Source organism: Pseudomonas sp. R45(2017), from assembly GCF_002112305.1.
Classification (GTDB): Bacteria; Pseudomonadota; Gammaproteobacteria; order Pseudomonadales; family Pseudomonadaceae; genus Aquipseudomonas; species Aquipseudomonas paraglycinae.
Genome location: NZ_NEHH01000007.1, coordinates 231,803 through 254,577 on the forward strand (window position 1 = coordinate 231,803; position 22,775 = coordinate 254,577).

Here is a 22,775-nt window from a genome sequence, read left to right on the forward strand (position 1 = left end):
TGACGCTCTGCGTCACCTGCGATTACGGCTGGACGCGGAGCGTCCGTGGATGCATTCCCACGCAGAGCGTGGGAACGAGCACGTAGGGGAAGTCTGGCATTAGTTTAGAAATTTCTGAACTAAGTATTTGCCCGTAGCGATTCTTCCGCCCCACTACATTTCGCAGAATCGGCCCACAGCGGTGCCCGTGCCCCTTGCGAATACGGTGCGCCGACATAAATAAAACAAAGACGATGAGGCCCTACCCGTGGACAAGATTCTTCACCAACCACTGGGCGGCAACGAAATGCCGCGCTTCGGCGGCATCGCCACCATGCTCCGACTCCCCCATGTACCGACCGCTGCCGGCCTGGACGCTGCCTTCGTTGGCGTGCCACTGGACATCGGTACTTCGCTGCGCCCCGGCACCCGCTTCGGGCCGCGCGACATCCGCACCGAATCGGTGATGATCCGCCCGTACAACATGGCCACCGGCGCTGCGCCGTTCGACTCGCTGTCGGTTGCCGACATCGGTGACGTGGCGATCAACACCTTCAACCTGCTCGACGCCGTGCGCATCATCGAAGAAGCCTACGACAACATCCTCGAGCACAACGTGATCCCGATGACCCTGGGTGGCGACCACACCATCACCCTGCCGATCCTGCGTGCGATCCACAAAAAGCACGGCAAGGTCGGTCTGGTACACATCGATGCCCACGCTGACGTCAACGATCACATGTTCGGCGAGAAGATCGCCCACGGTACGACCTTCCGTCGCGCCGTCGAAGAAGGCCTTCTGGACTGCGACCGCGTGGTGCAGATTGGTCTGCGTGCGCAGGGTTACACCGCTGACGACTTCAACTGGAGCCGCGATCAGGGCTTCCGCGTGGTGCAGGCCGAAGAGTGCTGGCACAAGTCGCTGGAACCGCTGATGGCCGAAGTGCGCGAGAAAGTCGGTGGCGGCCCGGTGTACCTGAGCTTCGACATCGACGGCATCGACCCGGCGTGGGCGCCTGGCACCGGCACCCCGGAAATCGGTGGTCTGACGACCATTCAGGCGATTGAAATCGTTCGCGGCTGCCAGGGCCTCGACCTGATCGGCTGCGATCTGGTAGAAGTCTCGCCCGCTTATGACACCACCGGCAACACCTCGCTGCTGGCCGCCAACCTGCTGTACGAAATGCTCTGCGTACTGCCGGGCGTCGTCCACCGCTGAGGGTCGGGTCATGAACGAACGTGATCAGGTTCTGAAAGCGGCCGCCGATCTGGTGTCCGCCTTCGCCCGCAACGATCGCGAAGCCTACTTCGGCGCGTTCAGCGCCGATGCCAGCTTCGTGTTCTACACCCTCGAACAGCCCCTGCTGTCGCGCGATGCCTATCAGGCGTTGTGGGACAGCTGGCGCGCCGAGGATGGCTTCGAGGTGTTGTCCTGCACCTCGAGCAACGCCTTCGTCAGCCTGCAGGGTGACGTGGCGATTTTCATCCATGACGTGGCCACCGAGCTGCGCATGCAAGGGGAGCAACATTTCAGCCAGGAGCGCGAGACGATTGTTTTCAAGAAACAAGCGTCAAGCCTAGAACAACAAGGCCATTGGCTGGCCTGCCACGAACATTTGTCCGCAATGCCGGAAGGGCTGCCATCCCCTTAGCCAAGACAGGTGACGCTCACGCACGATGAGCGCGCCTTTATGATCGGAGCAGATCATGAATAACAACAACAAAGACCAAAGCCTTACGCAGATTGAAACCCACGGGGTCGAACAGATCCCGGACAACGAACGCACCGCCGGTCCCGTGGACTTGTTCCGCATGATCTTTGGCGGCGCGAATACCTTTGCCACCGCCGTGCTCGGCAGTTTCCCGGTGCTGTTCGGCCTGTCCTTCCAGGCGGGCGTCTGGGCGATTGTCTCGGGCGTGCTGCTTGGCTCGCTGATCCTCGCACCGATGGGCCTGTTCGGTCCGCTCAACGGCACCAACAATGCCGTGTCGTCCGGTGCGCACTTCGGCGTGCACGGGCGCATCGTCGGTTCGTTCCTGTCGCTGCTGACCGCCATCGCCTTCTTCTCGCTCTCGGTGTGGAGTTCCGGAGATGCGCTGATCGGTGGTGCGAAACGCCTGATCGGCCTGCCGGAAACCGACCTGACCCTGGGCCTGGCCTACGGTCTGTTCGCGATTCTGGTGTTGACCGTGTGCATCTACGGCTTCCGCTTCCTGCTGTGGGTGAACAAGGTCGCGGTGTGGAGCGCGAGCCTGCTGTTCCTGCTGGGCATCTTTGCCTTCGCCGGTCCCTTCGATTCGCACTACGCCGGCACCGTCAGCCTCGGCCAGCCGGGCTTCTGGGCCGCGTTCATCGGCGCCGCGCTGGTGGCCATGAGCAACCCGATTTCCTTCGGCGCGTTCCTCGGCGACTGGGCCCGCTACATCCCGCGTGAGACCTCGCGCAAGCGGATCATGGCGGCGGTGGTGCTCTCGCAGATCGCCACCTTCATCCCGTTCCTGTTCGGCCTGACCACCGCGACCATCGTCGCGATCCAGGCGCCGGACTACATCGCGGCCAACAATTACGTAGGCGGTCTGCTCGCGGTGTCGCCGAGCTGGTTCTTCCTGCCGGTGTGCCTGATTGCGGTGATCGGCGGCATGTCCACCGGCACCACATCGCTGTATGGCACCGGGCTGGACATGTCCAGCGTGTTCCCGCGCCTGCTGTCGCGGGTCAAGGCGACGCTCCTGATCGGTGTGCTGTCGATTGCCTTCATCTTCATCGGGCGCTTTGCGGCGAACCTGGTGCAGAGCGTGTCGACCTTCGCCGTGCTGATCATCACCTGCACCACCCCTTGGATGGTGATCATGATCATCGGCCTGGTGGTACGTCGCGGCTTCTACTGCCCGGACGACCTGCAAGTGTTCACGCGCGGCGAGCAAGGCGGACGCTACTGGTTCAGCCACGGCTGGAACTGGCGTGGCCTGGGCGCGTGGATCCCGAGCGCGGCGGTCGGCCTGTGCTTCGTCAACCTGCCGGGGCAGTTCGTCGGCCCGCTGGGTGAACTGGCCGGCGGCATCGACATCAGCCTGCTGGTGACCCTCGGTCTGGCGTCGGTGATGTACCTGATGCTGCTGAGCCTGTTCCCGGAACCGGCGCTGGTCTACGGCCCGAAGGATCCCCGCAGCAAAGGCGCGCATGCGCCGGCTGAAGCGGCGCTGCGTCAGGCTGCCTGAATAAACGAATCGCCTGTGGGGGTCAGCCTTCTCCCACAGTGTTCCACCCCATAAAAAAGACAATCGGAGACACGCCATCATGGCTTTGGATTTATTCGTCGTCCTCATCTACGCCGCCGGCATGCTCTTGCTCGGCTACTTCGGCATGCGCAAGGCCAAGACCAACGAGGACTTCCTGGTCGCCGGGCGTAACCTCGGCCCGAGCCTGTACATGGGCACCATGGCCGCGACCGTTCTCGGTGGCGCGTCCACCGTCGGTACCGTCCGCCTGGGCTACGTGCACGGCATTTCCGGTTTCTGGCTGTGCGCGGCACTGGGTTGCGGCATCGTGGCGCTGAACCTGTTCCTGGCCAAGCCGCTGCTGAAACTGAAGATCTACACCGTTACCCAGGTCCTGGAAAAACGCTACAACCCGATGGCCCGCTCGGCCAGCGCGGCAATCATGCTGGCCTACGCGCTGATGATCGGCGTGACCTCGATCCTCGCCATCGGCACCGTGCTGCAAGTGCTGTTCGGCCTGCCGTTCTGGATCTCGGTACTGCTCGGCGGTGGCGTGGTGGTGATCTACTCGGCCATCGGCGGCATGTGGTCGCTGACCCTGACCGACATCGTCCAGTTCATCATCAAAACCGTCGGCCTGATGTTCATCCTCCTGCCAATCTGCCTGTACCGCGTCGGCGGCTGGGATGAACTGGTGCTGAAACTGCCGGCCACTGCCTTCAGCTTCACCACCATCGGCTGGGACACGATCATCACCTACTTCATGATCTACTTCTTCGGCATCCTGATCGGTCAGGACATCTGGCAACGGGTGTTCACCGTCAAGAACGAAAAAGTCGCTCAGTACGCCGGTAGCTTCGCGGGCATCTACTGCATCCTCTACGGTCTGGCCTGTGCCTTGATCGGCATGGCTGCACATGTGCTGATCCCGAATCTGGACAACGTCAACAACGCCTTTGCCGCGATCGTCAAACTGTCGCTGCCGGACGGCATCCGGGGTCTGGTGATCGCCGCAGCCCTGGCCGCGATGATGTCCACCGCCAGCGCCGGCCTGCTCGCCGCTGCCACCACCCTGACCGAAGACCTGCTGCCGAAACTGCGTGGCGGCAAACAGTCGAGCCTGGGTGTGAACCGTCTGTTCACCCTGCTGACCGGTGTCGTGGTGCTGGGTATTGCTCTGGTTGTGAACGACGTGATCAGCGCCCTGACCCTCGCGTACAACCTGTTGGTAGGCGGCATGCTGATCCCGCTGATCGGTGCGATCTTCTGGAAACGCGCGACCACTGCCGGCGCCATCGCCAGCATGGGCCTGGGTTTCGCCACCGCCCTGCTGTTCATGTTCAAGGATGGTCTGGATGCCAACACGCCGATCTACTACAGCCTGGCTGTGGGTCTGGTGAGTTTTGTGGTGGTCAGCCTGTTTTCCCGTCGCCCTGCCCCGGTGGCCAGCGCGGTCTAAGCTCGCTATAACGACTTGATGCTTTCTTCGGCGGGTGTGGCGTCGGTTGCCACACCCGTTTTTTTCGTCTGGAGAAAATGCTTGATGAAGATTGTTTCTCGCGATCAGTGGTTCGAAGTGCAAACCCTGAGCGACGGCATTCGGCTGATTCACGAGCCGTTCATCCGCCCGTTCTATCGCTGCAACCTGTGGCACGTTCAGGGGCGGGACAAGGATCTGCTGCTCGACAGCGGTTCCGGGCTGGTCAGCCTGCGCGAACAGCTGCCGTGGCTGACCGAACGGCCGCTAGTGGCGGTGGCCAGTCATTGCCATTTCGACCACATCGCCGGGCACCACGAATTTGCCGAACGGCTGGTGCATCCGGCCGAAGCGGACATTCTGGCGGCGCCGGATGGCGAGAACGATCTGAGCCGGGCCTTCGTCGGCGACGACATGTTCGAAGCGCACCCGGATTGCCCGCTGTGCTACGCCGAATACCGGGTCAAGGCAGCGCCCGCCACCGGGTTTGTCGAGGACGGCGATGTGCTGGACCTGGGCAACCGCGCGTTGCAGGTGCTGCACACGCCGGGCCATTCACCGGGCGGGATCAGCCTCTACGAAGCGGCCAGCGAAACCCTGTTCAGCGGCGACATCATTTACGACGGGCCGTTGATCGAAGACGCCTACCATTCCAACCTCGACGACTACGCCGCCAGCCTGCGCCGCTTACAGGCTCTGAAGATTCGCACCGTGCATGGCGGTCACTTCGGCAGTTTTTCCGCAGAGCATCTGCACGGGATGATTGACGAATGGTTGCGCCGCCACGCCTGAGGCCTGCTGTACTTCAGTCAGACTAACAACACAAAGATCTGCCATGAGAAGAGCTGCCGTGCGTGCTGCCGTGCACCGGTTCATCCTGCGCCTGCTGGAAAATCGTGAATTCGACGACAACACCAGCCTCGCGCAGCTGGGGCTGGAAAAAGCGGATATCGAGGATCTGATCTTCCATCTGGAAGATGAATTCGGCCTGACGGCCTTCACCGCCGAAGAGGACCGGATGCTCAAGACCGCGAAGACCGCGAATGACCTGAGCCGGTTTCTGATGGAAATCGGGCGTCACTGAAAACAAAAGATCGCACCCGCCCGCCACTCCAATGGAGCGACAGCCGGGTGCGATCTTTTGTCGTTTAAATCCTTTGATCCTTCAAAGCGGGGCATTACCGCCGACGTGGCTGACGCCGACGCTGTTCGTCATCGGTGCGAATCGGGACCGGTTGCAGAGGCGGTTCGATCAAGCCGAGGGCAACACCCAAATCGTGCAGCCAGTTTTGAATTTTCTCTTTCATCGTCATGCCCCCTTCAGGGTGGTGCTGAGCGTCCGGAATTCTGAGGCCGCTTCGCACTGATAATAGTCCGAAGTCCTACGCAATGCTCGGCCAAATCCGCAATGATCTGTTACTGAATTGATCCAAATCCCTGACCGTTCGTTCAAGCCGTTTCCCGCACGTCCTCGCCAGCCACGGGATAGAGCGCCTGCTGCTGTTCAATCCACGCGTTGAGGTTGGCACCGACCATGCCCCGGCGCCACATGAGCCATGTTGTCGCACTGGCAAAAGGCTCGGCCAGCGGGTGCACCGCCACGCTTTCGCGCCCCGGCAGGCTGGCGAGCATCGACTCCGACATCAGCGCCACACCACTGCCGGCAATCACGCAGGCAAGCATGCCCTGATAGGACTCGATCTCCATCGCCCTCCCCATCGCCGCCTGATAGTGGGCAAACCACGCTTCCAGCCGCGCACGATAGGCGCAGCCATGGCGAAAGGTGAATACCGCCCGACCTTCGACATCCCTGGCGCTGCGTATCGGCGGGTGATCGGCCTCGCTGATCAGCACCAGCCGTTCGTTGCACAGCGGCACACCGTCGATCCCGGCCAGTTGCGGCGGGCCGTCCACCAGCGCCGCATCGAGGCGACCGGTGAGCAGGCCTTCAAGCAGTTCACCACTGGGCCCGGACTGCACCTGAAGATTCACCGCTGGATATTGCTTGTGATACCGCGCCAGCAGTGCCGGCAAATGGATCGCGGCGGTGCTGTACAGCGTGCCGAGCACGAAATCCCCCGCCGGTTGCCCGCCCATCACCGCTGCACTCGCCTGATCGCGAAGGGCGAACAGTTTGCCGGTGTAGTCCAGCAGGACTTTTCCCGCAGGCGACAACTGCAAACGCTGACGCTCACGGACGAACAGTTCGACACCCAGTTGCTCCTCCAGCTGTTTGAGCCGGGTCGACAGGTTCGACGGCACGCGGTGCAAACGTTCGGCGGCGCGGGTGATCGAGCCCTCCTCTGCCACGGCCTGGAAGATCCGCAATTGGCTGAACTCCACAACCTTTCTCCTGAACAGAACAAGTTACTCACTATTATTCAATTTTAAAGAAAGTCAATCAGTCCTAGCCTGACGGTCATTGAACCTGCAACGGAATTCAGACCATGTCACCGCTGATTCGCTTATCCGCCTGTTTCATTGCCCTGATGATGGCCATGGGCATCGGGCGTTTCGCCCTCACCCCGCAACTGCCGCACCTGCTCAGCGAAGGCCAGATCGACCTGACCGCCGCCGGTCTGATTGCGGCGGCCAACTACCTTGGTTACCTGCTCGGCGCCGTGGATGCGATGTTTTCCCGCCGGCCTGATCAGGTGCAGCGGCGCCTGCACGGCGGCCTGTGGTTGTGTGTGCTGCTGACGCTGGCGTCGTTCTGGGCCAACGGTTTCTGGTCGCATTTGTTGCTGCGCTTCGGTACCGGTGTGGCGAGTGCCTGGGTGCTGGTGATGATTACTGCGTTGAGTCAGCCGCTGGCTGCGGCGGCGGGTCGTCCGCGATTGGGCGCGCTGGTGTTTGCCGGGCCGGGGCTGGGGATTTTTCTGACGGGATTGCTGGCGCTGTTCTCACATCTGGCGCAGCAGACTTCCGCGACTCTGTGGCTGATCTATGCCGCCGTGGCGCTGGTGATGTTGCTGGGAATCGTGCGGATCCTGCCGCAACCGGGCGTCGGTGTGCCGGTCGTGCCGGCTGCCGTGAGTTCATCGAATCGTGGCATTGGGCGCTTGGCGGCGGTGTATGCCTTGTATGGCGTGGGCTACATCATCCCGGCCACGTTTCTGTCACAGATGGCCAACGCGCAGTTTCACGGGCAGTGGCAGGCCGATCTGTTCTGGCCGTGCTTCGGCCTCGGCGCCGCCATTGGCGTGTTTCTGGTGAGTTTGCGTCGGCACGATCCGGATACCACCCGGCACTGGCTGATGGCGACGTTATGGCTGCAAGCCGCCGGTGTGTTCGCTTGCCTGCTGGGCAGCGGCCTCGGCCTGGCACTCGGTGTGATCCTGTGCGGCACGCCGTTCCTGGCCTGCATGCAGCTGGTGATGCAACGCTCCCGGGAACTGGCGCCCCACGCCACTCAGCGCAACGCCGGCCTGCTCACCGCGTGCTTCGCCGTCGGTCAGCTCAGCGGGCCGTTGCTGGCGGCGGTCAGCAGCCACTTTAGCGGCGGCCTGCAACCGGCGCTGGTGATTGCCGGCAGCGGTCTGCTGATTGCCGGCGGTCTGGCCTGCAAATCGGTTACGGCTGACCGAGGGCTTTGCGCAAACGCCGACGCACCCACTGTTCCGCGCTGACGAAGGTGATGCCGAGCAACACCAGCACGGCGCCGATGATGAAGTTCAGGCTCAGTTCTTCGCCGAGCAGCACCACGCCGAACGTGACGCCGAACAACGGTGTCATGAAGGAAAACACCGCGAGGTTGGCCGCCAGATAACGGCGCAGCAGCCAGAACCAGGTCAGGTAACTGAAGAACGACACCACCAGTCCCTGGAACAGCACACTGCCCACGGCCACGACGGTCAGGCTGACGTGGGTGATCTGGCCGCTGAGCAGCGCGATCAGCAACAGGCCGATGAAACCGACGATCAGTTGATAGAACAGGGTCAGGGTCACCGGCGCCTCGGACAGGCGCGAGGCGCGCACCACCACGGTGGTCGCGCCCCAACTGGCACCGGCCAGCACGCCGAGGGCATCGCCCATCAACATCCGGCGGTCGAGGTTGTCCCACGACACGCCGCCGGCAAACGCAATGGCAATCCCGACAAATGCGAGGAAGATCCCAACCCATTGCACCGGTCGTAGGCGCTCGCTCGGCAACAGAAAATGCGCGCCCAGCGCGGTGAAGATCGGCGCGGTGTAGAGGAACACCGACATGTGCGCCGCCGTGGTCAACTGCAAGCCTTCGGAGATGAACAGGAATTCGAGCCCGAACAAGGCACCGGCCAGCAAGCCGCCGCGCCAAGTGTTGCCAACCTGATCCCAACCACCCTTCCAGCAAATCAGCAGTCCTACCAGCAGCGCCGAAATCCCCGACCGCCCCGCCGCCTGCATCACCGGCGCAATGTCGGTCGCCGCCCATTTGATCATCACCTGCTGCACGCCCCAGATCAGGCACAGGCCGATCATCACTTGCAGGGCAAACCCGTCGGCACTGCGCCGACTGACGCTCACCTCGACACCTCTAACACACACAACATGGCAGCTTTTCCAATGGTCAAACAAAGCCCCGGCTCTTTGTCCGGGGCGAAAAGTAGTGAGTGGATTATTAACCAGTCAGCCAGAAAAAGCCGTCTGGAAAAGACATTTCATGCTCCTGCAACGTCAGCGGAGAATGGCTGACGACTGCGCCGTCAATCGCTGGCAAGCCAGCGATGGCGTCAGGTCAGGCGACCAAGATCAACGAGCTGATCTGCCAAACCGGCTGGCCACAACAAATCCGACCGTACAGGCCAGCGCCGTGGCGAACGTCCCCCAAGCCCAATCCATCAGCGACACCTGCGCCGACCAGCCGCGCAATGTCGCCCAGTTGGTCAGGTCATAGGTGCCATAAGCGACCAGCCCGAGCAGCGCTCCCATCCGGGCGGCGCGTTGCCAGGTCAGCGACGGCAACACCACGAACACCACACAGCCGAAAACATACAGGCAATAAAAAACCGCTGCTGGCACCAGCAACGGTTTTTCGAGCATCAGCGAACCGAGCAGTTCGCGATAGGTCGGCGCCATCAGCACGCCAAGCCAGACGCCGTCGAGCAGAAGAAACGTCAGCAGCGTGGCGACGTAGGCAATCAGTGGTTTTTTCATCTGCCCGACCTCAAGTAAGCCCATGCAACATGGGCCACGTCAGGCTCAGGTTAGTTCAATGCGATCGGCGTGAATGACGATCTTGCCTTCCTTGTACAACGAACCGATGGCCTTCTTGAAGTTGCCCTTGCTGACACCGAACAGGCTGCTGATCAGCGCCGGGTCGCTCTTGTCGCTGACGGCCAGGGTGCCATCGTTTTCGCGCAACTTGGAGAGGATCTTCGAGTTCAGGCTGCTGGCTGCTTCCTGCCCCACCGGTTGCAGGCTCAGGCTGATCTTGCCGTCGGCGCGCACTTCCTTGATGAAGCCTTTCTCGCGCATGCCGGAACGCATGAACTTGAAGATTTCATTCTTGTGAATCAGACCCCAGTGCTTGTTGTTGATGACGGCCTTGAAACCCATGTCGGTGGATTCGGCCACCAGCAGATCAACTTCCTGGCCCACGCTGTAGTTGGCCGGGGTCTTGTCCAGATAACGATCCAGGCGCGCGGTCGCGGTGATGCGGCGGGTGTGCTTGTCGAGGTAGACATGCACCACGCAGTACTCGCCGGCGGTCATCTGGCGTTTTTCTTCGGAGTAAGGCAGCAGCAGATCCTTCGGCAGGCCCCAGTCGAGGAACACGCCGATGCTGTTGACTTCAACAACTTTCAAACTGGCAAATTCACCGACCTGAACTTTTGGTTTTTCAGTGGTGGCAATAAGTTTGTCGTCACTGTCCAGATAAATGAAAACATTGAGCCAGTCTTCATCTTCGCTGGGAATATCTTTAGGAATATAACGGTTGGGCAAAAGAATTTCGCCGTCGGCACCGCCGTCCAGATATAAACCGAAGTTAGTGTGTTTAACCACTTGCAAACTGTTGTAACGCCCGACTAAAGCCATTTCCAATACCCTCATTGCGTGGGCGGCATTCTACCCGGTTTTGCCGGGTTCGTCGGTCGCCAGATCGGACGGCCGAGTGAAAATCTGCGGGAGGCCTTGATTTTCCTGGATTTCGCGCCGCACGCGCGCCACTCGTCAGGCCAGCGTGACGGCTTTTGCCCGATCCCGAGGCCGGCCAGCATCCTCAAATCGAATAAATGTTGTTATTTAAAACAGCAGGTTAGCGGGATATTTCGAATAATTAATCGAGAATAATCCACCTGCACGCTGGGTTATTCCGAGGGATATTTACCAAGCAATTGTCAAGTTATTCCTGTACGATGCCTGGCCGAGTTACTTTTCTACAGGTTAATGGCCGCCATGCGTGTAAAAGCATCCACCAGCAAAGCAAAGCCAGCTCCAGCCGTTGAAACCAGCGAATCGATCAACGATCAGATCGCGGCATTCCTCAAGTCCGGCGGCGAGATCCAGCAAATTGCCAAGGGCGTCAGCGGCCAGACGTTCGGCCCGTCCAAGCAGATCAGCCTGGGCAAGAAGTAACACCCCGCAGCACACCTGTCCAAAGGCGCTTTGAGCTTCGAAGCGTCTGGACCGGATCCCTCGCAAGACCTCTCTTACGTTTAATCAAACATTCAAAACTGCAAAAATCGACGAACGGCCCTCGATGCCGATCATTCGCCGGTATCCTTGCACGCGTCTGGATCAAGCGTTTCAGCAGGTTTGTCGCACCTGCGCTCGCTGCTCAAGGAGTGACGCATGCTCAAATCTTCCTGTTTATTGCTTGTAGGCCTGCTGGCGAGCCCGGTGGCGCACGCGCAGATTTTCCAGCGTGAGCTCGGTGACTTCGACCTCAAGCTCGGCACCACGCCCAGCCGCAGCATGGCCCAGGGGCTGGTCAAGCCTTCGGCGGTCGGCTCGTTCCACGGCGGCCTGGACCTGAGCCACGACAGCGGCCTGTATGTCGGTCAGTACGCACCGAGCATGGGCCTCACGCCGGGGAAGAATCTCGAAATCGATTCCTACGTCGGCTTTAAACAACCTTTCGATCAGACCCTCGGCTACGAAGTCGGGATGATCCATTACAGCTATCCCAAGGTCGACACCCTCGACAGCCAGGAACTGTTCGGTGGCCTGACCTTGCTCGGCAGCCGGATCGGCATCGCCCTGAGCAACGACCCGGATAAACAGAACAACACCCTGTTTGCCGACCTGGGCGGCAATCAGCCGTTCGGCATCGGGATCAGCATGAAATACACCACCCATCAGCTCAATACGCCGGTCTCGGTGGACGGGGGTTATGTCAGCAGTTTTACCGATTGGTCGGTGAAATTTTCCCGGCCGTTCATGGGCATCGACCTCGACCTGATCTACAGCAATTCGAGCCTCAGCGGCAGCGATTGCTCAGCCTATTCCGGGCATAACAGTCAGTGCGACGGGCTGGTCACGCTCAAGGCCGAACGCGCGTTCTATTGATTGGCTGAACTGCCGGGGCCATCCTGCGTTCACATGAGCATCAGACCCTCAAGGCTGGCTTTCGCAAGGACTCGCCCATGTCTAGCTGGTTCCAACGCCTCGCCGTTCTACTGATCCTGACCCTCGCCCTCGGCGCCTGCAGCCGTGTCGGCCTGGCCTATCGCAATCTCGACGTGATCATTCCGTGGACGCTCAGCGACTACCTGGACATGAACGGCGAGCAGAAAGGCTGGTTCAACGAACGCCTCAGGGAACACCTGAGCTGGCACTGCACCACGCAACTGCCGGGTTATCTCGACTGGCTCGATCGCCTGCAAACCATGGTGGAGACCAATCAGGTCACCGACGCCGCGCTCCAGGCCCGCACCGCAGAAGCCAAGCAGGCGATCGCCGAAACCGCTCGGGAGATCACTCCGTCGGCGATTGAATTGCTGCAAGGGCTGGATGATCGGCAGGTTGCTGAAATGAACGACGCCTTTGCCAAGGATTTGCAAAAGCGTCAGCAGGAATACCTCAAGCCTCCGCTGTCACAGCAGATTGCCGAACGTGGCGCGCGCATGGACAAGCGTCTCAACGACTGGCTCGGCCCGTTGAGCGCCAAGCAGGAACAGCGGGTGATGGCCTGGTCGACCGCCCTGGGTGATCAGAACACCCAGTGGATCGCCAACCGCGCCCACTGGCAAAAGCAGTTCAGCGCGGCGGTGGCGCAACGCAACAGTCCCGAATTCCCACAACGGATCGAGACGCTTCTGGTCAATCGCGAGCGGTTATGGACAGCGGATTACCAAAAGGCCTACGCCAATACGGAGGCGCAGGCCCGTTCGCTGTTCGTCGATCTGATGGCCGACAGTACGCCGCAGCAGCGCCAGCGCCTGTTGAAAAAGATCGAGGGAGTGCGCAAGGACTTCAATGATTTGAAGTGCCTGAAGGCCGCACAAAAAAGCTGAGACCACTGCGAAACCCATGTGGGAGCGAGCACGTTCGCTCCCACATTTTTTTGTGCAAACCTCAGGCGATCTGCGCTTTGGAAGCTACCTCATCGAACGTCAGCTCATCCAGCGCGTCTTCCTGATCATCCAGCACTTCGCGCGGATGATCATTGCCGGGAATGCTGCTGTCGATCAGGCTCAACAGACTGGAACCGCGCGGGGTCAGGCTGAAGTTGTTGCCGGTGCTGCCCTCGTCTTCGCCACGGGGCTGGATGTAACCGCGCAACAGCAACAATTGCTCATAGTCGCAGGCGAGCGTTTTCAGGTGATCCAGATTCTCGATCGGCTCGCCCGCCGCCGCTTTTTCCGCCGCATAGTCTTCGGCGAAAGACCGTGGCGCAAAGCTGTGGCCCGCGCCGTTCTGCACTTCATGCAGCAGGCGTTCAATCAAATCCCAGTTATAAGTCGTCATCCTGATTCAACCTCCGGTGCGCGTGATTTTTTGGCGCGTTCACAGGTTGTGACCGGAGCGTTGCGCCACCGTTCAGGATTATTCGGCGCCCCGACCGACCGGCGGTCTGTCGATTTCCCGGGTGGTTGAACGACTAGTCTGAGACAGACGGTTTCAACCCCCGCAGGAGAAATCATCATGAACGTTGAGAATCATCCGGTGGTGTCGCGCGAAGAATGGCTCGCCGCCCGCAAGCAGCATCTGGCCGATGAAAAGGCCTTCACCAAAGAACGCGACCGCCTCAGCGCCAAACGCCGCGCCCTGCCCTGGGTAAAGATCGACAAGGATTACCGCTTCATGGGCCCGAACGGCGAGTTGAAACTTGCCGATCTGTTCGGCAAACACAGCCAACTCGTCGTTTACCACTTCATGTTCGCCAAGGGCTGGGAGGAAGGCTGCCCGGGCTGTTCATTCCTCAGCGACCACATCGACGGCGCCAACCTGCACCTGGCCCATCACGACATTGCGCTGGTGGCGGTGTCCCACGCACCGTTCGCCGAATTCCAGGCGTTCAAGCGGCGGATGGGCTGGACATTCGACTGGGTGTCGTCGGACGGCTGCGATTTCAACTACGACTTTGGCGTGTGCGCCCGTGCTGAGGATGTCGACGCTGGCAAAGCTACGTACAACTACGAAAAGACCGACAGCGCCGAGGAAGAAATGCCCGGGCTCAGCGTGTTTTATCGCGCTGACAACGGCGAGATTTTCCACACTTACTCAACCTACGCGCGAGGCCTGGACTTGCTGGTCGGTGCCTACAACTACCTCGACCTCACGCCCAAGGGCCGGAACGAGGACGAGATCATGGAATGGGTGCGGCACCATGACCGCTATGACGGCGCCGCAAAATCCAGTTGCTGCCATGATGGGTAGCCCGTCTGCGTGAACGGGTTCAATGGTGCCGCAGGATGTGCGATGCTAGGTCGAACGAGCCGTCACGGCTTCGTTCGACTATAATTGGCGCATTCCCGCATCAAGAGGCCGATATGGAAAAGCTGAGTCTGCAAACCAAGAAAGCCTGGTTCGCGAAGCAACGCAGAGCCAATTTCGCGGCCAGTCTGCGCCTGGAAGGCTTTGTTCCATCTCCGACTGATGGCGATATCAAACTTCCCACCAGGGCCGCTGCCTTGAGAGCGGTCCAGCTCTTGAAAGCTTGAGCAACGATAAATACGGTTCTGACCAAGCCCCGGATTGTTATCCGGGCACTGACGTTCTTGTCAATTTGCTCGACTTACGCAACGCCGAAGACCTGGATGAAGCAGAACGCTACATCAATGAAGTCGCCTCTGCGCGTTTGGAATTCATTCCTCCTCCCTACAGCCTTGCAACGTTAAAACGGGTGCACCGCACCTTGTTTGAAGCGATCTATCCATGGGCTGGCGAAATCCGGACACTGGCGATCAGTAAAGGCAGTACGCGATTTTGCAGCCCGGAATACATTGAGCGTGAAGTCGCAAGAGAACTTTCGAAAATGGCGGACGCTGGGTGGTTTGAAGGGTTTTCCCGTCAACAACTGGTTTCAGCAGTCGCCGCTTCGTATGGCACTCTCAATGTGGCTCACCCGTTCAGGGAAGGAAATGGCCGAACCCAGCGCATCCTGTTTGAATACATCATTTTCAACGCCGGTTATCTCATCGACTGGGGGATGGTCGATCAAGACGAATGGATCAAGGCATGTATTCACTCCTACCACGGTGATGACGATCTTCTTGTCGATGTATTCAACCGATGCATAGGCATTTCAATTGCCGAGGTCGACTTTTGAACAAGGCATCCCCCCAACGCCAGTCGCAGTGAACTTTTCGCTAGCCAGAACCCTCAACCGGTTAACCCGCCTTAACCGGAACTGAGGCCTGCCCCCATGAAAACCCTGCTCAAGCTCACCCTCGCTGCCACGCTCGCCTGCGCCCTGCCCGTTTGGGCCTGTACGCCGGAGGAAGCCACCGCAAAACGCGAGCAACTGGCCAAGGAAGTCGCGAAGCTCACCGAGCAAAACCCGACCAAGGCGAAGGAGATCAACGCCGAGTTGCAGAAAATGGACCTGGGCACTGCCTCCGCCGATCTGCCGGACAAATGCCAGTTGATCGATCAGCGCTTGAAAGAGCTGGGTTCGGCGGAGAAAAAAACCGAGGGATAACACCGGCTCAGGCAACGGCAGGCTTTGCATCGATCAGGCTGGATCGATACAAAAGCCTGCATTCTTCTGTCCGGATATTTGCATTAGTGCATTTTGTTATTTGCACAAATGCATATTCAGACCTAGGGTTACCCCGAGCCTGATCGGAACCGGCCATCGGAGATGGCAACCCTTGAACACCGATCGCTCGGCAATACCGTTATCCCGCAAACGCGGAACGTTTGTTTTCATTCATGGAGGATTGAAAAATGTTAACCACTGAAACAACGGCATTCACTGGCAACACCCTGCCCGAATGTCTGATCGGCCATCTGCTCGACCCGCAACTGGTCGAGGTCGAAGCGGCCCCACAGGCCAGGGCCCTGGCTGCCTCGAGTCTCAACTTTACGATGCAGCAGCAGACCCAGACCAATTGGTGCTGGGCGGCGGTTTCCGCTTCGGTCGGCAATTACTACGGCACCGGGTCCTGGACGCAGTGCGGCGTGGCCAGCACCCAACTGGACCGCAATTGCTGCAGCCAGCCGGGGCCGTGCAACGTCTACGGCTATCTGGATTCGGCCCTGCAAACCACCCGCAGCTACAACGGGATGAATCAGGGTTCGTTGCAGATGTCGGCCATCCAGAACCAGATCAACATGGGCCGCCCTGTCGGCCTGCGTTGCGCCTGGTATGGCGGCGGTGCGCACTTTCTGGCGATCTATGGCACCAACGGCAACTATGTGCTGATCGCGGATTCGATCTACGGCTATTCGACCCGCGCACTGAACGCGTTCCCCGGCTCCTACAACGGTGGCGGCAACTGGACTCACACTTACTTCACGGCGAAAAACTAGGAGGGCGACATCATGCAACTGACTTATCCAAAGGCGCCTTCCAACGGCGTACAGACCTTGCGTCCGGTGCTGCAAGCCGCGCTGCAAACCCAGGGCTTTGGCATCAATCACCAGTTCGCCAGTGCGGCGCCTGCGAAAATCAGCCTGAGCGAGGCCTATCGCGGCTACTCGCTCAGCCTGGAAGATCTGAGCGATGGCAAAGGCCTGAAAGACGCCCGGCTCGGTGACTGGCATTACCTGGTGTTTGCCGACGGTGTGTCGATTGCCGATGCGCAATTGGCCGAAGTCCGCGGTCACGTCGAGTTCGCCTCGTTGAACCACGGCAACCTGGCGGCCGCTACGGTCGATGCGCTGAAACTGGCCGAGCAATCGCCACAGTTGCAGGGCAAAACCGTTGAGCTGCGAGTGTTGTTCGTTTCGGCGCTGCACGTTGTAGCGATCTGGCTGCACGCGGCGGGTGAAGATGTGCTGATCCCGATCGAGCCGACGCCCAAGGAGTCGGCGCTGCCCGGGCTGTACAGCGAGGCAGCTCTGCTCGCGCAGCTCAAACCGATAGCCGATCAGGCCAAGCGGCGCTTTGATGCCGACACCACTGGCCTGCTGGGCAGTTGATAAACCCTGGCGATAAAAAAACCCGGACCATGTCCGGGTTTTTCTTTGCCTGCCTGAAACGACTTACTCAGCCGCTGGCTCTGCCGGCTTGCGGCGCTTGAGCGGAGCCATGCCATCGCTGCTCACCAGAGAGTCTGGTTTCGGACGGTTGGCGCTCTTGCGCTTGGTCGGGGTCTTGGCGGCGGTTTTCTTCTTGTCGCCCTTGGCGTCGGTCTTTTTCTTCTTCACGCCGACGGCCTTGCCCGAGGCCTTGACCTTTTTCGGTCCGCCGTAGGTGCCCTTGACTTCCTTGATGGTACGGCGCTCGAAGCTCTGCTTCAGATAGCGCTCGATGCTCGACATCAGGTTCCAGTCGCCGTGGCAGATCAGCGAGATCGCCAGACCGTCGTTGCCGGCACGGCCGGTACGACCGATGCGGTGCACGTATTCGTCGCCGCTGCGTGGCATGTCGAAGTTGATCACCAGATCCAGGCCGTCAACGTCCAGACCACGGGCCGCCACGTCGGTAGCCACCAGGATCTTCACGCCGCCCTGCTTCAGACGGTCGATCGCCAGCTTGCGATCCTTCTGGTCTTTCTCGCCGTGCAGCACGAACGCCTTGTATTCCTGGGCGACGAGGCGACCGTAGATGCGGTCGGCCATGGCCCGGGTGTTGGTGAAGACGATGGCCTTCTGGTAGGTCTCGTTGGCCAGCAGCCAGTTCACAATCTGTTCTTTGTGCTGGTTGTGGTCGGCGGTGATGATCTGCTGACGGGTGGTGTCGTTCAGCTGGCTGACCGCGTTGAGCTGCAGGTGCTCAGGGTTGTTCAGCACCTTGGCGATCATCTCGCGCAGGCCGGAACCGCCGGTGGTGGCGGAGAACAGCATGGTCTGCTGACGGTTCGGGCATTCGTCGACCAGACGCTGCACGTCTTCGGCAAAACCCATGTCGAGCATGCGGTCGGCTTCGTCGAGCACCAGCACTTCGACTTCTTTGAGGTCGAGGTTGCCGGCGTTCAGTTGCTCGATTATCCGGCCCGGGGTGCCGATCAGGATGTCCGGCACCTTGCGCAGCATGGCAGCCTGGACCTTGAAGTCTTCACCGCCGGTGATCAGGCCGGACTTGATGAAAGTGAACTGCGAAAAGCGCTCGACTTCCTTCAGGGTCTGCTGGGCCAGCTCGCGGGTCGGCAGCAGGATCAGGGTCTTGATGCTGACGCGAATCTTGGCCGGGCCGATCAGGCGGTTGAGGATCGGCAGGACGAAAGCGGCGGTCTTGCCGCTACCGGTTTGCGCCGTCACCCGCAGGTCACGCCCCTGAAGCGCCAGCGGAATGGCCGCGGCTTGCACAGGCGTTGGCTCGACAAATTTCAGCTCGGCCACGGCTTTGAGCAGGCGTTCGTGCAGGGCGAATTGGGAAAACACGGGTGCTACCTCGAAGATATGCAAAAAATCAGCTGCATAGGTTACCGGTTTCGAGCGCTCAGGCCGAGTTTCTTTATGAAATACGCCGTAATCAGTGGCTTTTTTGTTGCTCGATTTGTCTCCAACGGTAATACACAGCGTCTTAAATGCTCTAATCGCCCGTCGCGTCTTACAGAAGAATCGTCTCGCTCATGGATTTCAAACAGCTCTGGCTCAACGCCCAAGACCTCTGGGGTACCCTCGAACAGCACCCGCTCCTGCACGCCGGCCTGGCTTTGCTCCTGCTGCTGGTGATCGCGCTGGTCCTCGGACGAGTGGCGCGCTACCTGATCCTGCATGCCAGTCGCATGCTCGGTCGCCAGCCCGCACTGCACTGGATCAATGACTTTCGGCATAACAAGGTGTTTCAGCGCCTGGCGCAGATGACGCCGTCGCTGGTGATCCAGTTCGGCCTGCATCTGGTGCCGGAACTGAGCAAGACCGCCATGGTGTTTCTCGGCAACGTCGCGCTGGCGTTCACCATTCTTTTCCTGCTGCTGTCGGTCAGCGCCCTGCTCAATGCACTGCTGGACATCTACGCCCGCACCGAACACGCCCGCACCCGCTCGATCAAGGGTTACGTGCAACTGGCAAAAATGGTTCTGTACGTGTTCGGCGCGATCATCATCGTCGCCACCCTGATCGACCGTTCGCCGCTGTTGCTGCTGTCGGGTCTGGGTGCGATGTCGGCGGTGATCCTGTTGGTCTATAAGGACACCCTGCTGTCGTTCGTTGCCAGCGTGCAACTGACCAGCAACGACATGCTGCGGGTCGGCGACTGGATCGAAATGCCGCAGGTCGGCGCCGATGGCGATGTGGTCGACATCACCCTGCACACGGTCAAGGTGCAGAACTTCGACAAGACCATCGTCTCGATCCCGACCTGGCGCCTGATGTCCGAGTCGTTCAGAAACTGGCGCGGCATGCAGCAGTCCGGCGGACGGCGGATCAAGCGCAGCCTGTTCATCGACGCCAGCGGTGTGCGGTTCATCCGCGACGATGAAGAAGAAAAACTCTCCCAGGTGCACCTGCTGACCGCCTACATGGGCCGCAAGAAAGCCGAGCTCAAAGCCTGGAATGAGGCGCAGGGCAACGTCGCGGCGATGTCGGCCAACCGCCGGCGCATGACCAACATCGGCACCTTCCGCGCTTACGCGCTGGCCTATCTGAAGAGCCACCCGGAGATCCAGCCGAACATGACCTGCATGGTCCGCCAGATGCAGACCACGGCCCAGGGCATTCCGCTGGAAATCTACTGCTTTACCACCACCACGGTGTGGGCCGATTACGAGCGGATCCAGGGGGATATTTTCGATTACCTGCTGGCGGTGCTGCCGGAGTTCGGGCTGAGCCTGTATCAGCAGCCGAGCGGTGGGGATTTGCGTTCCGGAATATTGCCGGCAGTTCTTGGTGCGAGCCATATTCCGGAAGCCGAAAAACATCTGATGTAACGCTTTCTTCAAACGCAAAAAAAAGACGCAACCCGGGTTGCGTCTTTTTTTGTCTTTCCTATTTATCAGGCCTGCCGCTGCGGTGCCTTGTGCACCATGGTGTAGGCGTAATCGACGCCCATGCCATACGCGCCGCTGTGTTCCAGCACCAGATCCATTACCGCCTGATACGTGTCTTTGTGCGCCCAGTCACGCTGGTATTCGAGCAGCACTTGCTGCCAGGTCACCGGTACTGCGCCGGCCTGAATCATCCGCTGTACCGACATGTCGTGGGCTTCTTTAGTCGTGCCGCCGGACGCGTCGGTGACGATGTACACCTCGTAGCCTTCAGCCAGGGCTTCCAGGGCCGGAAAGGTCAGGCAGACCTCGGTCCACAGCGCGGCGATGATCAGCTTCTTGCGCCCGGTGGCCTTCACTGCGTCAACCAGCGCCTTGTCTTCCCAGGAGTTCATCGAGGTGCGTTCGATCGGCTTCTGCTCAGGGTGTACCGCCAGCAGCTCCGGCCAGATGTAGCCGCTGAAGCTTTCGGTTTCGACCGAGGTGTAGATGGTCGGCACGTTGAAGATCTTGGCAGCCTTGGCCAGGCCGACGGTGTTGTTCTTCAGGGTCTGGCGGTCGATCGACTGTACGCCGAAAGCCATTTGCGGCTGGTGGTCGATCAGGATCAGGGCGGAGTTGGTTGGGTTCAGCAGTTCACGGATAGACATGGCGCGTTCCTTTTGATGTCGATTCAGCGTTTCGATTGGGTAATGAGTGAGTCGAGTGGCTGGCCGTCTTCGGCGTTGTTGTCTCGGCTTGGATGTCACTTTAGGGGCTAGCCGATAAAGGGACAATTACCTAAAATTGAGAATCATTGATTCTAAAATGGGGACAATCATGGATCGCATCGAATGCATGCGCGCCTTCGTGGTGACGGTCGGCGAAAACGGCTTTGCAGCCGCCGCCCGGGCCATGGACGTGCCCCGCTCGAAAGTCAGCAAACAGATTCAGGCGCTGGAAGAAGCCATCGGCGTGCAACTGCTGCAACGCACCACCCGCAGCCTGCACCTGACCGAGGCCGGAGCGGAGTATTTCGAAGCGGCGCGGGAAGTGATTGCGGCGCTGGACGAGGCCGAGCAGCGGGCGCGAGACGGGGTGGGTGAATTGCGCGGTGTGTTGCGGGTCAACGCACCAATGTCGTTCGGCTTGCGGCGCTTGGGCAAGCTGATTCCGCTGTTCCACGAGCAGCACCCGAACATCGAGCTGCAACTGGTGCTCAGCGACCAGCAGGTCGACCCGGTGCGCGGCGGGTTCGACGTGACCATCCGCATCGCCAGCCTGCCCGACTCGACCATGATCGCCCGGCAACTGGCGCCTGCTCCGCGAATCATGGTCGCCTCCCCCGCTTACCTCGAGCGTGCGGGCACGCCGCAGTCGCCGCAGGATCTGCGCTCACATCAATGCTTGAACTACGGCTATCTGCAGAGCGGGGTCAGCCTGCAACTGTGCAACGGCAAGGAAACCCAGCGGGTCAACGTCACCGGGCCGTTGCACGCCAACAACGGAGACCTGCTGGCGCAAGCGGCCGAGGCCGGGATGGGCATTGCGCTGCTGCCGGACTTCATCGTCGAAGAGGCACTGGCGGCCGGGCGGCTGGTGCCGGTGCTGTGCGAATGGCAAGCCCCGGCAATCACCATCAACGCGGTGTATTCGTCAGCCCGGCGGGTGCCGCAGAAGACCCGGGCGTTTATCGAGTTTCTGGTGGGGCAACTGGCGCCGGCTTGCGAATCCCCAACCGGCTGATCCACACCGCCGCCAGAATCACGCTGCCACCGAGGAACAACCGCCCGAGTTCTTCATGCTGATTCCAGATCAGCAGGTTCAGCAGCAACCCAACCGGCACGTGCAGGTTGTTCATCACCGCCAGGGTGCCGCCGTTGACCAGGCACGCGCCCTTGTTCCACCAATACAAACCGAGTGCGGTGGAGACCAGACCAAGGAACACCAGCACGCCCCATTGCAGCGGTGCTTCGGGCAGGAAGTTGGATTTACCGAACAGCAGGAACGCCGGCAGCGCCACCGCCAGTGCGCCGAGGTAGAAGAAACCGAAACGTCGGTAGTGCGGCAGATCGCTCGGGTGTTTCGCCACCAGATGTTTGTACAGCACCTGCCCGGCGGCGTAGGTGAAGTTGGCCAGTTGCAGCAGCAAAAAGCCCATGAAGAAGTCCGGGTTGATCCGGTCGTAGCGAATCACCGCCGCGCCGGCGACCGCCACCAGTGCCGCGATCAGCGCCCACGGGTTGAAGCGTCGGTTGAGCGCGTCTTCGATCAGCGTCACATGCAATGGCGTGAGGATGGTGAACAGCAGCACTTCCGGCACCGTCAGCACGCGGAAGCTCAGATACAGGCAGACGTAGGTCACGCCGAACTGCAACGCGCCGATCAGCAACATGCCGCGCATGAACGCCGGTTCGACCGAGCGCCAGCGGGTCAGCGGGATAAACACCAGCCCGGCCAGCACCACCCGCACCAGCACCGCGAAGTAGCTGTCGACATGACCGGCCAGGTATTCGCCGATCAGACTGAAGGAAAACGCCTGGATCAGCGTGACAAAAAGTAGATAGCCCATGCTCGCCTCGATTTCGAATGGCGGCGACGATAGCGGTTTTTGCCGGCCATCGCTAAATCCCGGGCAAAAAAAAGCCCGATCTCGC

Annotated in this window: 27 protein-coding genes; 18 read left to right on the forward strand and 9 right to left on the reverse strand. The window is 60.3% G+C overall.

Features of this window, described 5'->3' with window-relative positions; translation table 11 throughout:
• The first annotated feature begins 247 nt into the window (after window positions 1–247).
• The 6 genes from speB (at window position 248) to CAF74_RS17870 (ending at window position 5,759) form a co-directional block, all read left to right on the forward strand.
• Complete coding sequence (speB, locus tag CAF74_RS17845; RefSeq protein WP_007956591.1) at window positions 248–1,198, forward strand: agmatinase; 951 nt, start codon at window positions 248–250, stop codon at window positions 1,196–1,198.
• Window positions 1,199–1,208: 10 nt separating this feature from the next.
• On the forward strand, window positions 1,209–1,631 hold the full coding sequence (locus tag CAF74_RS17850) for a nuclear transport factor 2 family protein (protein WP_011332982.1): 423 nt from the start codon (window positions 1,209–1,211) through the stop codon (window positions 1,629–1,631).
• 55 nt (window positions 1,632–1,686) lie between these two features.
• Complete coding sequence (locus CAF74_RS17855; RefSeq protein WP_085747168.1) at window positions 1,687–3,198, forward strand: cytosine permease; 1,512 nt, start codon at window positions 1,687–1,689, stop codon at window positions 3,196–3,198.
• 79 nt (window positions 3,199–3,277) lie between these two features.
• Complete coding sequence (locus CAF74_RS17860; RefSeq protein WP_085747169.1) at window positions 3,278–4,657, forward strand: sodium:solute symporter; 1,380 nt, start codon at window positions 3,278–3,280, stop codon at window positions 4,655–4,657.
• 84 nt (window positions 4,658–4,741) lie between these two features.
• Window positions 4,742–5,467 (forward strand): MBL fold metallo-hydrolase, encoded by a 726-nt coding sequence (locus tag CAF74_RS17865; RefSeq protein WP_085747170.1) that lies wholly within the window; start codon window positions 4,742–4,744, stop codon window positions 5,465–5,467.
• A gap of 43 nt (window positions 5,468–5,510) precedes the next feature.
• A complete protein-coding gene (locus CAF74_RS17870; RefSeq protein WP_007956577.1) occupies window positions 5,511–5,759 on the forward strand; it encodes a hypothetical protein in 249 nt (82 codons plus the stop codon).
• 94 nt (window positions 5,760–5,853) lie between these two features.
• Here CAF74_RS17870 and CAF74_RS29420 read toward each other — a convergent pair whose 3' ends face one another.
• Together CAF74_RS29420 and CAF74_RS17875 are read right to left on the reverse strand one after the other, a co-directional pair.
• Entirely contained in the window at window positions 5,854–5,982 is a 129-nt protein-coding gene (locus CAF74_RS29420) for a PA1414 family protein (protein WP_003184145.1), read from the reverse strand.
• A gap of 142 nt (window positions 5,983–6,124) precedes the next feature.
• Complete coding sequence (locus CAF74_RS17875) at window positions 6,125–7,018, reverse strand: LysR family transcriptional regulator (protein ID WP_007956575.1); 894 nt, start codon at window positions 7,016–7,018, stop codon at window positions 6,125–6,127.
• 104 nt (window positions 7,019–7,122) lie between these two features.
• On the opposite strand from CAF74_RS17875, the gene CAF74_RS17880 reads away from it, so the two are divergent.
• Window positions 7,123–8,304: an MFS transporter gene (locus CAF74_RS17880; protein ID WP_085747171.1), complete on the forward strand. Its 1,182-nt coding sequence runs from the start codon at window positions 7,123–7,125 to the stop codon at window positions 8,302–8,304.
• Here CAF74_RS17880 and CAF74_RS17885 read toward each other — a convergent pair.
• From CAF74_RS17885 to CAF74_RS17895, 3 genes are all read right to left on the reverse strand, one after another.
• Window positions 8,249–9,181 carry a DMT family transporter gene (locus CAF74_RS17885; RefSeq protein WP_085747172.1) on the reverse strand — a complete coding sequence of 311 codons (933 nt, stop codon included), beginning with the start codon at window positions 9,179–9,181 and terminating at the stop codon, window positions 8,249–8,251. The two genes, CAF74_RS17880 and CAF74_RS17885, sit on opposite strands and share 56 nt — an antisense overlap.
• Before the next feature lie 225 nt (window positions 9,182–9,406).
• Window positions 9,407–9,811 (reverse strand): DUF2177 family protein, encoded by a 405-nt coding sequence (locus CAF74_RS17890; RefSeq protein WP_085747173.1) that lies wholly within the window; start codon window positions 9,809–9,811, stop codon window positions 9,407–9,409.
• Between the two features lie 45 nt (window positions 9,812–9,856).
• On the reverse strand, window positions 9,857–10,693 hold the full coding sequence (locus CAF74_RS17895; RefSeq protein ID WP_085747174.1) for a S1 RNA-binding domain-containing protein: 837 nt from the start codon (window positions 10,691–10,693) through the stop codon (window positions 9,857–9,859).
• A gap of 351 nt (window positions 10,694–11,044) precedes the next feature.
• Between CAF74_RS17895 and CAF74_RS17900 the strand changes: the two genes are divergently transcribed.
• The 3 genes from CAF74_RS17900 to CAF74_RS17910 all read left to right on the forward strand — a co-directional run bounded on the left by CAF74_RS17900 (window position 11,045) and on the right by CAF74_RS17910 (window position 13,113).
• Entirely contained in the window at window positions 11,045–11,233 is a 189-nt protein-coding gene (locus CAF74_RS17900) for a hypothetical protein (protein WP_016985943.1), read from the forward strand.
• 216 nt (window positions 11,234–11,449) lie between these two features.
• Entirely contained in the window at window positions 11,450–12,166 is a 717-nt protein-coding gene (locus CAF74_RS17905; RefSeq protein ID WP_085747175.1) for a TorF family putative porin, read from the forward strand.
• A gap of 77 nt (window positions 12,167–12,243) precedes the next feature.
• Complete coding sequence (locus CAF74_RS17910) at window positions 12,244–13,113, forward strand: DUF6279 family lipoprotein (protein WP_085747176.1); 870 nt, start codon at window positions 12,244–12,246, stop codon at window positions 13,111–13,113.
• A gap of 61 nt (window positions 13,114–13,174) precedes the next feature.
• Here the strand turns inward: CAF74_RS17910 and CAF74_RS17915 are convergent, their stop codons facing one another.
• On the reverse strand, window positions 13,175–13,567 hold the full coding sequence (locus CAF74_RS17915; RefSeq protein ID WP_007956567.1) for a hypothetical protein: 393 nt from the start codon (window positions 13,565–13,567) through the stop codon (window positions 13,175–13,177).
• A 177-nt stretch (window positions 13,568–13,744) separates the two neighbouring features.
• On the opposite strand from CAF74_RS17915, the gene CAF74_RS17920 reads away from it, so the two are divergent.
• The 6 genes from CAF74_RS17920 to CAF74_RS17945 all read left to right on the forward strand — a co-directional run bounded on the left by CAF74_RS17920 (window position 13,745) and on the right by CAF74_RS17945 (window position 17,188).
• Complete coding sequence (locus CAF74_RS17920; protein WP_085747177.1) at window positions 13,745–14,479, forward strand: thioredoxin family protein; 735 nt, start codon at window positions 13,745–13,747, stop codon at window positions 14,477–14,479.
• Between the two features lie 113 nt (window positions 14,480–14,592).
• On the forward strand, window positions 14,593–14,763 hold the full coding sequence (locus tag CAF74_RS17925; RefSeq protein WP_007956564.1) for a YhfG family protein: 171 nt from the start codon (window positions 14,593–14,595) through the stop codon (window positions 14,761–14,763).
• The gene (locus CAF74_RS17930; protein ID WP_085747178.1) at window positions 14,760–15,371 is read left to right on the forward strand and encodes a Fic family protein; all 612 of its coding nucleotides are present in this window, start codon (window positions 14,760–14,762) and stop codon (window positions 15,369–15,371) included. The genes CAF74_RS17925 and CAF74_RS17930 overlap by 4 nt, the downstream gene beginning before the upstream one ends.
• A 96-nt stretch (window positions 15,372–15,467) precedes the next feature.
• Window positions 15,468–15,743: a hypothetical protein gene (locus CAF74_RS17935; protein WP_007956561.1), complete on the forward strand. Its 276-nt coding sequence runs from the start codon at window positions 15,468–15,470 to the stop codon at window positions 15,741–15,743.
• A gap of 248 nt (window positions 15,744–15,991) precedes the next feature.
• Entirely contained in the window at window positions 15,992–16,576 is a 585-nt protein-coding gene (locus CAF74_RS17940; RefSeq protein WP_085747179.1) for a papain-like cysteine protease family protein, read from the forward strand.
• A 12-nt stretch (window positions 16,577–16,588) separates the two neighbouring features.
• On the forward strand, window positions 16,589–17,188 hold the full coding sequence (locus CAF74_RS17945; protein ID WP_085747180.1) for a hypothetical protein: 600 nt from the start codon (window positions 16,589–16,591) through the stop codon (window positions 17,186–17,188).
• 63 nt (window positions 17,189–17,251) lie between these two features.
• Here the strand turns inward: CAF74_RS17945 and CAF74_RS17950 are convergent, their stop codons facing one another.
• A complete protein-coding gene (locus CAF74_RS17950; RefSeq protein WP_085747181.1) occupies window positions 17,252–18,592 on the reverse strand; it encodes a DEAD/DEAH box helicase in 1,341 nt (446 codons plus the stop codon).
• 191 nt (window positions 18,593–18,783) lie between these two features.
• Between CAF74_RS17950 and CAF74_RS17955 the strand changes: the two genes are divergently transcribed.
• Window positions 18,784–20,082, forward strand: coding sequence for a mechanosensitive ion channel family protein (locus CAF74_RS17955; protein ID WP_085747182.1), 1,299 nt, complete (start codon window positions 18,784–18,786; stop codon window positions 20,080–20,082).
• A gap of 65 nt (window positions 20,083–20,147) precedes the next feature.
• Here the strand turns inward: CAF74_RS17955 and CAF74_RS17960 are convergent, their stop codons facing one another.
• The gene (locus tag CAF74_RS17960) at window positions 20,148–20,789 is read right to left on the reverse strand and encodes a hydrolase (RefSeq protein ID WP_007956548.1); all 642 of its coding nucleotides are present in this window, start codon (window positions 20,787–20,789) and stop codon (window positions 20,148–20,150) included.
• A gap of 169 nt (window positions 20,790–20,958) precedes the next feature.
• Between CAF74_RS17960 and CAF74_RS17965 the strand changes: the two genes are divergently transcribed.
• On the forward strand, window positions 20,959–21,864 hold the full coding sequence (locus CAF74_RS17965) for a LysR family transcriptional regulator (RefSeq protein ID WP_007956547.1): 906 nt from the start codon (window positions 20,959–20,961) through the stop codon (window positions 21,862–21,864).
• Here the strand turns inward: CAF74_RS17965 and CAF74_RS17970 are convergent.
• The gene (locus CAF74_RS17970) at window positions 21,809–22,690 is read right to left on the reverse strand and encodes a carboxylate/amino acid/amine transporter (protein WP_085611579.1); all 882 of its coding nucleotides are present in this window, start codon (window positions 22,688–22,690) and stop codon (window positions 21,809–21,811) included. The two genes, CAF74_RS17965 and CAF74_RS17970, sit on opposite strands and share 56 nt — an antisense overlap.
• Window positions 22,691–22,775 lie beyond the last annotated feature (85 nt).